Here is a 7,375-nt window from a genome sequence, read left to right as displayed (position 1 = left end):
GGGCGGTGGTGCGGCCGCCCGCGGTGCGCCACCGCGGAGCGGGCGCTTCACCCGTTCGGCGGGCTCACCCCCGGCGCGTCCGGGCGCGCCCGGCACCCCGCCACCCCGGCGGGCAGGGGCGCCCCCGCCCGCGGTCGCGCGGGGGCGCACCCCGGGCGGGGCGCGGTCAGGCGCGGGCGAAGGTCAGGGACTCGCCCAGCGCACCGGCCCGCCAGAGGTCCTGGCAGGCGTCGGCCATCTCGGGCAGGCCCTCCACCACGCTGCCCCACACGATCCCGGGGACCCAGCCGGCGTCGCCGTTGATCAGCAGGTTGTTGCGTTCGTAGAACAGCGCCAGGTCGACGACGGTCGACCGCTCGTGGTGCGGGGCCGAGTCGTCGTAGCCGTAGGACTTCGTCGCCAGCTGCGTCTGGGTGAAGGTGAAGTAGCAGAGGTCGCCGGGGATCGGGGTGATCGTCGGGTTCTCCAGCGGGGGCTCCGCCGGGGCGAAGGGCGGGAGCAGGGCGTAGATCTCGTTGCGCGCGTACTTGGCGTGGTAGACGTCGCCGCCCAGCGGCAGGGCGTCCCACACCGCGGCACAGGTGATCGGCGCGCGGTCGTCGAGCAGTTTTGCGGTACAGCTGACGCCGCGCTTCGCCAGCGAGACGGTGATGAAACGCTCGGGAGCAGTCGCTTCGGCCATGCACACCTCCGGTGGTTTCGGTCCGGTTCGTCCGCCCGCCATGGTGGCGCATCCGCCGGTCAGGTTGCGACTGCGCCTCGCCGTGCACCCGGTCGGGTATACCAGCGCATGACTTCCGGACCACCGGGTAGCCGCGCGCGTATGGTTCGACCATCACGAAAAACTACTTCTGTCAACGGGGGGATCAGCCGCAGAGCCTTGTTGCTCGGCGGCGCCGTCGCCCTCGGTTCGCTGGGACTGGCCGGGTGCTCCCGGGTGGACACCTCGGCGGCCGAGGACGGCGGCGACCTGCTGGACCGGTTGCGCTCCCAGGGCGTCGTCCGGCTCGGCATCGCCAGTGAGGTCCCCTACTCGTACATCGACAAGGACAGCGGGAAGCTGACGGGGCAGGCCCCGGCCATCGCCGAGGAGATCTTCGGCCGGCTCGGTGTCGACAGCTTCCAGCCCGTCCTCACCGAATTCGGCAGCCTCATCCCCGGCCTCCGCGTCGGGCAGTTCGACGTCGTCGCCGCCGGCATGTGGATCACCCCGGAGCGCTGTGCCCAGGTGATCTTCTCCGACCCCGACTACGTGGCCAAGGACGCCTTCATCGTCGCCGAGGGCAACCCCCTGGGGCTGGAGAGCTACACCGACATCGCCGAGACCGGCGCCACGGTGGCCACCGGTCCGGGCTGGTTCCAGCGCGACTACGCCATCGGCAACGGGGTCGCCCCGGGGAAGATCGGCACCCTGCCAGACCAGCTGGCAGGGCTGACCGCGGTGCGGCAGGGACGCATCGACGCCTTCTTCGGGACCGCTCCCACCATGGTCTCCGCTGCCCGGAACACCGCAGGGGTGGAGGCCACCGAGCCGTTCACCCCCGTCGTCGACGGCGAGGAGCAGATCGGCGCGGGCGGTTTCGCCTTCTCCCCGACCGAGACCCGGCTGCGCGACGCCTTCAACGCCGAACTCCACGAGATGAAGGAGAGCGGCCAGCTGCTGGAGATCGTCTCCCCCTTCGGGTTCACCGAAGAGGACATGACCGATCTCACGGCCGAGGAGCTCTGTGACGCATGACGTGGGGTCTCGTCAGCAACTGGATTCTGCCCGGCCTGTGGATCACCGTGCAGGTCGCCGTGTTCAGCGCGCTCATCGCGCTGGTCGTCTCGTTCGTCGTCGGCACCCTGCGCACCTCCGAGCTGTGGATCGTGCGCTTCCTCTCCGGCGCCTACTTCGAGATCTTCCGCGGCGCCTCCGCGCTCGTCGTGATCTTCTGGTTCGCCTTCGCCTTTCCACTGCTGTTCGGTTGGCAGCTGGTACCGCTCTGGGCCGGGGCGCTCGCGCTCGGCCTCACCTACGGCGCCTACGGCTCGGAGATCGTGCGCGGCTCGCTCGCGGCGGTGCCTGAGGCGCAGCGCGAGGCGGGCATCGCGCTCAGCTTCACCCGGCTGCAGCGGCTCCGGCGCATCGAGATCCCGCAGGCGTGGCCGGAGATGGTCCCGCCCTTCAACAACCTCGCGATCGAGCTGCTCAAGGGCACGGCGCTGGTCTCGGTCATCGCCGTGGCGGACCTCGCCTTCGCGGGCAACGTCATCCGGCTCTCGACCAATGAGAGCGCGCCGGTCTACACCCTGCTCCTGGTCATCTACTTCGTGCTGGCCTTCGGCGTCACCCGCGGCATGCGCGCCGTGGAGCGCCACGCCAAGCGCGGCGTCGGCAAGCTACCCGAGCGGAAGCCGCTGTTCTCGCGCGCCGGGACGGCCACGGCCGGCGGTTCGACCACCGACGGGGGTGCCCGATGAGCCGGAGTTGGAACTGGGACGCGGTATGGGACTTCATGCCGTACTTCTGGGACGGCCTGCTGCTGACCCTCCAGGCGCTGCTCTTCGGCACGCTGCTGGCGTTCTCCCTCGGCCTGGTCTGGGCGGTCGCGCTGCGCGGCCCCCGCTGGGTGGCCTGGCCGGTCATCGGCGTCACGGAGTTCGTGCGGAACACGCCGCTGCTGATCCAGCTGTTCTTCCTCTTCTTCGTCATTCCCGACCTGCCGGGCGGCCCGACGCTGTCGCCGCTGGTCGCCGGCTCCATCGGCCTGGGGTTGCACTACTCCACGTACACGATGGAGGTGTACCGCGCGGGGATCGAGGGCGTCCCCGTCGGGCAGTGGGAGGCGGCGCGGGCCCTGTCGCTGCCGATGGGGCACACCTGGCGTGCGGTGATCCTGCCGCAGGCGTTCCGGCGCACCGTGCCGGCGCTCGGCAACTACGTCATCGCGATGCTGAAGGAGACGCCGCTGATCTCCACCATCGGCCTCACCGAGCTGCTGCTGACCGCCCGCGAGTACGGCGTGCAGTCGTTCAACTTCATGGAGCCGATCACGGTGGTCGGTGTGGCGTTCATCGTCATCGCCTACCCGGCGTCCCTGCTGATCCGAGTCCTGGAGCGACGCCTTGCCACCTACTGAGCCCACCCCGAGGAAGAACGAAGCGGACCCGGAGGCACCGGTGAACACCCCCAACGACACCCCCGCAGGACAGCCCGGCGAGGCCGGGGGCACCGCGGACGGCCGGCGGGCCGGCGAGGACCTGATCACCTTCACCGACGTCACCAAGCGGTTCGGTGACAACGTCGTCCTGGACGACCTGTGCTTCGGCGTCGAGGCCAACAAGCACGTGACGCTGATCGGCCCCTCCGGCTCGGGCAAGACGACGATCCTGCGGCTGCTGATGACGCTCGCCAAGCCCGACGAGGGCACCATCGAGGTGGACGGCGAGTACCTCACCCACGAGCGGAAGAACGGCAAGCTGGTCCCGGCGGGCGAGGCGCACAACCGCGCCGTCCGCAAGAAGATCGGCATGGTCTTCCAGCAGTTCAACCTGTTCCCCAACATGCGGGTGCTGCGCAACGTGACCGAGGCGCCGGTGCACGTGCTGGGCATGGAGAAGGACGAGGCGGAGGAGCGCGCGCGGGGGCTGATCGAGCTGGTCGGCCTGACCGAGCACCTCGACAAGTACCCCTCGCAGCTCTCCGGCGGCCAGCAGCAGCGCGTCGCGATCGCCCGCGCGCTGGCGATGCGGCCGAAGGTGCTGCTGCTGGACGAGGTGACCTCGGCTCTGGACCCGGAGCTGGTGGCCGGGGTACTGGACGTGCTGCGGGACATCGCCCGCTCCACCGACATCACCATGGTCTGCGTGACCCACGAGATGAGCTTCGCGCGCGACATCTCTCAGAAGGTGCTCATGTTCGATCAGGGGAAGATCGTCGAGTCCGGTTCCCCGGACAAGATCTTTAACGACCCTGATCACGAGCGGACGAGGGAGTTCCTCAGCTCCGTCCACTGAGCCCGCGTACGCGCCCAGGGCGCTCCGCGACCCGTCCCCGCCTGCCGGGGGCGGGTCGCGGGCCGTTTCGGCCAGAGTGCCGACCAGCCCTCCCCGTACGGAGGTTCGCGGCTAACCTTGGGTGCCTTGTCGGCTTCCCGTGTACGAGAGGGCGGCTGCGGTAACCCGCGGGAGGGCGCTGTGGCACTGGGATCCGGGGCGATCGCCCCGCTGTACTCCGTCCGGTACGCGCTCCGAGCGCTGGAGGCGGTGGCCCGGCGTCCGGACGGCGTGGGCGAGGACGAGTTGGCCACCGAGCTCCAGCTCCCGCCGCGCCAGGCCGCCGGCCTGCTGCGGATGCTCGCCCGGGAGAGCTACCTCCGGGAGCTCGACGACGGCGGCTGGTGCGCCGGCGAGGCGCTGCTGCGGCTGGGCGGCGAGGACAGCCGCCACCAGGTGCGCGAGGAGAAGCTGCGACAGGCGCTGGACCGGCTCGGCCGCAGCGTCGGGGCCGCGGTCTACGTCGGCCGCTACGTGGGCGGGGAACTCACCGTCCCCCATGTGTCGGCGGCGCCCGACCGGCCGGCGGTGCACCAGTGGGTGGACCTCCGCTCCGCCGCGCACGCCACGGCGCTGGGAAAGTGCCTGCTCAGCCAGTTGGACCACGAGGGGCGGGAGGACCACTTCTCGCGCCATCCCACCGCGCGGCTGACCTCCCGCACGGTCACCGATCATCGGGTGCTGCTGGCCACCCTGGAGCGGCAGCCGGCGACCATGCCGGTGCTGGACCTGCAGGAGTACGCGGTGGGCACGCTGTGCGCGGCGGTGCCGCTGACGGCGGGGGCGACCGTCGGCGCTCTCGCGCTCTCGCTGCCGATCGGGCAGGCCCATCGACTGCGCGAGGCGGCGGAGACCCTGAACGACCAGGCGGCACCGGCGCTGCTGTCGCTGTCGCTGTGAGCGGGGCCACCGCGCGGACACCCGCCGGTGGTCATCAGCACCCCCGGGGAGCGGGTAGAGTTCTTGTTGTCCGGCCGAGAGGCCGAAAGAGGCGCCGCTAGCTCAGTTGGTTAGAGCAGCTGACTCTTAATCAGCGGGTCCGGGGTTCGAGTCCCTGGCGGCGCACCTCAGACGAAGGGCTTCCCGGCTCAGGCCGGGAAGCCCTTCGTCGTCCCGTCGTGCCCGGACGCCCATGGTGGTGGGCGGCGGGCACCGCCGGGACCGGGAGGCGGCGGGCGGAATCGGGGCGCGACAGGACGCCCGCGCCGCCGCACCGGCCGCGGAGAGCGGCACGGTCGCGAGCGGCGGCGCGTGGTTGAGGCGTCACTGCTGAGGGGGCGCACAGCGGGCGCGGGGAGCGGCGGCGTGCCCCCGCGGTGCGGAGGCGGCTAGGAGGCGCCGGGTTGCGCCCCCGGCGGAGTCCTTCAAGCGGCGGTGGTCACCTGGGCGCGCACGGCGGCGAGCCATTCGGCCCTGAGGCGACCGAGCTCCGCGAGGTCATCCGCCGACCATGCCCGACCACCCTGGGCTGTGACCAGGGCGCGGATCGCGGCGTTGGCTTCCTCCGCGGAAGCCTGACGCTCGTGGCGAGGATCGGTGAACATACGAACACAGTACGCCTCGGGTACGACATCGCGCCGCTCCGTTATGGCCGACCTGCTCCCCGAATGCCCCCACCAGGGGCGGGAGTCGGTCGTGTCCACGGCATACGTGCAGGTCACATGGGGCGGGCAGGCCGCTCCCTACCCGATGGTGCCATCCGTCACACTTCCCGGGGGCGTCGATCTCGCAGAGTGACCGAGGTCACGACCAGGGGGCCGTCCCGCGCGCGGGGGGCGTGCGCGGTCGCACACCGGCCGAAACCCGCCCCCCGCCGGTGTCCGTCCGTGTGCCGCCCGCCCCTGCGCCCCCGTGCTTCCGTGACCCCGCGCCGGCTGCCTTCCGCGAAGCTCCCCGATCGGTACCGCGCCCGACGACCCCCGGAACCCGCTCCGCGCGGCCCGGGGGGGGCGTCGTGCGTCACGCGTCGAGCGCGTCGCGTGCGTCCATCAGCGCGAAGCCGAGCAGGTTCCGCCCCGGCCACGCCGACGGCCGGCCGGCGTCGGGCGCGTCGGCGGTGAGCCCGATCCCCCACACCCGGTCGAGCGGGCTCGCCTCGACCAGCGCGCGGCCTCCCGTGGCCCGCAGGTAGGCGCCCAGCTCCGGGTGCTGCCGGAACTTGGCCACCGAGGCCTCCACCACGATCGCGTAGCGGTGGGCGGCCCACCGGGCCTCGTCGAACCCCGCGACCGTCCGCCCCAGCGCCTTGGCCTCGCCCGGGTGCCGGGCCGCGAGAATCCGCTCGGCCACCGCCTCGTCACCGAAGAGCCGCGCCTTGGCGACCATCATGCGGTGTTCGGCGGTCGGGTGGACGACCCCGTCCAGGACGACGGGCGCGGGCCACCACTGGCTGAGGCACCCGGAGCCGACGCCCCCGCCGGGCGGCGGGCGGTGGCCCCAGAAGAACAGGAACTTCTGGCGCCGCCCCTCCCGCTCGGCGCGCAGCAGGTCCTCGCGGCGCCGGGTGGCTCCGTCCGTCCCCGGCGCGGGGCGGCCGTCCGTCCCGCACGCGTGCGGGCGGGCGGCGGAGCGGGGCGCGGCCTCGGGGCGGCGGGGTTCGGACACCGACGCATTCTGTCGGCGGACAGCCTCGGGCCGCCACCGGGTTCCCGCGCGGGCGCCGGTCCCGGTCGCGGGCGTCAGAGCCGGTGCACCAGGTGCAGCAGGGGGCGCACCGCCGGCCGGGCGGCGGTCCGGCCGGCGAGTTCGGTGAGCGGCCCCGGATCGTCCTGGGCGAGCACCAGCGTCAGCGGGGCGCGGCCCGCGCCGAGCGCGGCGGTGACGTCCAGCCCCGCCCAGTCGGAATAGGTGGTGGCCCACGCCTCCCCCAGCGGCGGCCCGGGGCGGGGCGCGCTGTGCCAGGTGACGGTCGCCTCCTGCCACGCCCGGTGTCCGGGTGCGGCGGCGTGGGCGCGGAGCGGGTGCTGCAGCATGTCGGCGGCGCGGCTGTCCGGGTCCTTGGGGATCGCTCCGAAGACCCAGAGGACCGCGCGCTCGACGCCCCGCGCGGGCAGGTCGGGCGGGAGTGCGAACCGCAGCAGGGCGCGGGCGGTGCCGTCGGGGGCGGCCGCGTGGCGGACCGTGAGCCGGTCGGGCCCGGGGGACGGACGCCCCGCGTGGCGCCCGGCGCGGACGGTCGCGGTGGCCTCCGCCGGGATCAGCCGGGTCCGGCGGAGGGCCGGCGGCGGCCCGGCGCCGAACGTGACCGTGTGGGAGCCGCCGTGGGTGCCGCCCGTCTCGACGAGCAGCTCGACGAGGTCGTCCTCGGCGGTGAGGACGGTGACCCCGGCGTCGGGGG

9 protein-coding genes and 1 tRNA gene are annotated in these 7,375 nt (G+C 73.1%); 6 read left to right on the top strand and 4 right to left on the bottom strand.

Going from position 1 to position 7,375, the window contains the following annotated elements:
- Nucleotides 1-166: 166 nt before the first annotated feature.
- A complete protein-coding gene (locus tag HCN56_RS21775) occupies nt 167-682 on the bottom strand; it encodes a DUF3830 family protein (RefSeq protein ID WP_167973722.1) in 516 nt (171 codons plus the stop codon).
- Nucleotides 683-823: 141 nt separating this feature from the next.
- Between HCN56_RS21775 and ehuB the strand changes: the two genes are divergently transcribed.
- The 6 genes from ehuB to HCN56_RS21745 all read left to right on the top strand — a co-directional run bounded on the left by ehuB (nt 824) and on the right by HCN56_RS21745 (nt 5,103).
- Nucleotides 824-1,738, top strand: coding sequence for an ectoine/hydroxyectoine ABC transporter substrate-binding protein EhuB (gene ehuB / locus HCN56_RS21770; protein ID WP_245246866.1), 915 nt, complete (start codon nt 824-826; stop codon nt 1,736-1,738).
- The gene (gene ehuC, locus HCN56_RS21765; protein WP_167973718.1) at nt 1,735-2,463 is read left to right on the top strand and encodes an ectoine/hydroxyectoine ABC transporter permease subunit EhuC; all 729 of its coding nucleotides are present in this window, start codon (nt 1,735-1,737) and stop codon (nt 2,461-2,463) included. Before ehuB ends, ehuC begins: the two co-directional genes overlap by 4 nt.
- Nucleotides 2,460-3,122 carry an ectoine/hydroxyectoine ABC transporter permease subunit EhuD gene (gene ehuD, locus HCN56_RS21760; RefSeq protein ID WP_167973716.1) on the top strand — a complete coding sequence of 221 codons (663 nt, stop codon included), beginning with the start codon at nt 2,460-2,462 and terminating at the stop codon, nt 3,120-3,122. Before ehuC ends, ehuD begins: the two co-directional genes overlap by 4 nt.
- A gap of 40 nt (nt 3,123-3,162) precedes the next feature.
- Entirely contained in the window at nt 3,163-3,999 is an 837-nt protein-coding gene (gene ehuA, locus HCN56_RS21755; RefSeq protein ID WP_167973714.1) for an ectoine/hydroxyectoine ABC transporter ATP-binding protein EhuA, read from the top strand.
- A 180-nt stretch (nt 4,000-4,179) separates the two neighbouring features.
- Nucleotides 4,180-4,938, top strand: coding sequence for an IclR family transcriptional regulator (locus HCN56_RS21750; protein WP_167973712.1), 759 nt, complete (start codon nt 4,180-4,182; stop codon nt 4,936-4,938).
- 91 nt (nt 4,939-5,029) lie between these two features.
- A tRNA-Lys gene (locus HCN56_RS21745) sits at nt 5,030-5,103 on the top strand.
- A gap of 299 nt (nt 5,104-5,402) precedes the next feature.
- On the opposite strand, the gene HCN56_RS21740 is transcribed toward HCN56_RS21745, so the two are convergent.
- The 3 genes from HCN56_RS21740 to HCN56_RS21730 all read right to left on the bottom strand — a co-directional run.
- Nucleotides 5,403-5,582, bottom strand: coding sequence for a hypothetical protein (locus HCN56_RS21740; RefSeq protein ID WP_167973710.1), 180 nt, complete (start codon nt 5,580-5,582; stop codon nt 5,403-5,405).
- 415 nt (nt 5,583-5,997) lie between these two features.
- The gene (gene ybiA, locus HCN56_RS21735) at nt 5,998-6,642 is read right to left on the bottom strand and encodes a riboflavin biosynthesis intermediates N-glycosidase (RefSeq protein WP_376770910.1); all 645 of its coding nucleotides are present in this window, start codon (nt 6,640-6,642) and stop codon (nt 5,998-6,000) included.
- 74 nt (nt 6,643-6,716) lie between these two features.
- Nucleotides 6,717-7,375, bottom strand: a 659-nt coding sequence (locus tag HCN56_RS21730; RefSeq protein ID WP_167973708.1) for a CBM96 family carbohydrate-binding protein, incomplete at its 5' end; no start/stop codon positions are given.

The organism is Streptomyces lonarensis, assembly GCF_012033735.1.
Classification (GTDB): Bacteria; Actinomycetota; Actinomycetes; order Streptomycetales; family Streptomycetaceae; genus Streptomyces; species Streptomyces lonarensis.
Note: the sequence above shows the minus strand (reverse complement) of the source record. Positions and strands in the feature narration are given on the sequence as shown.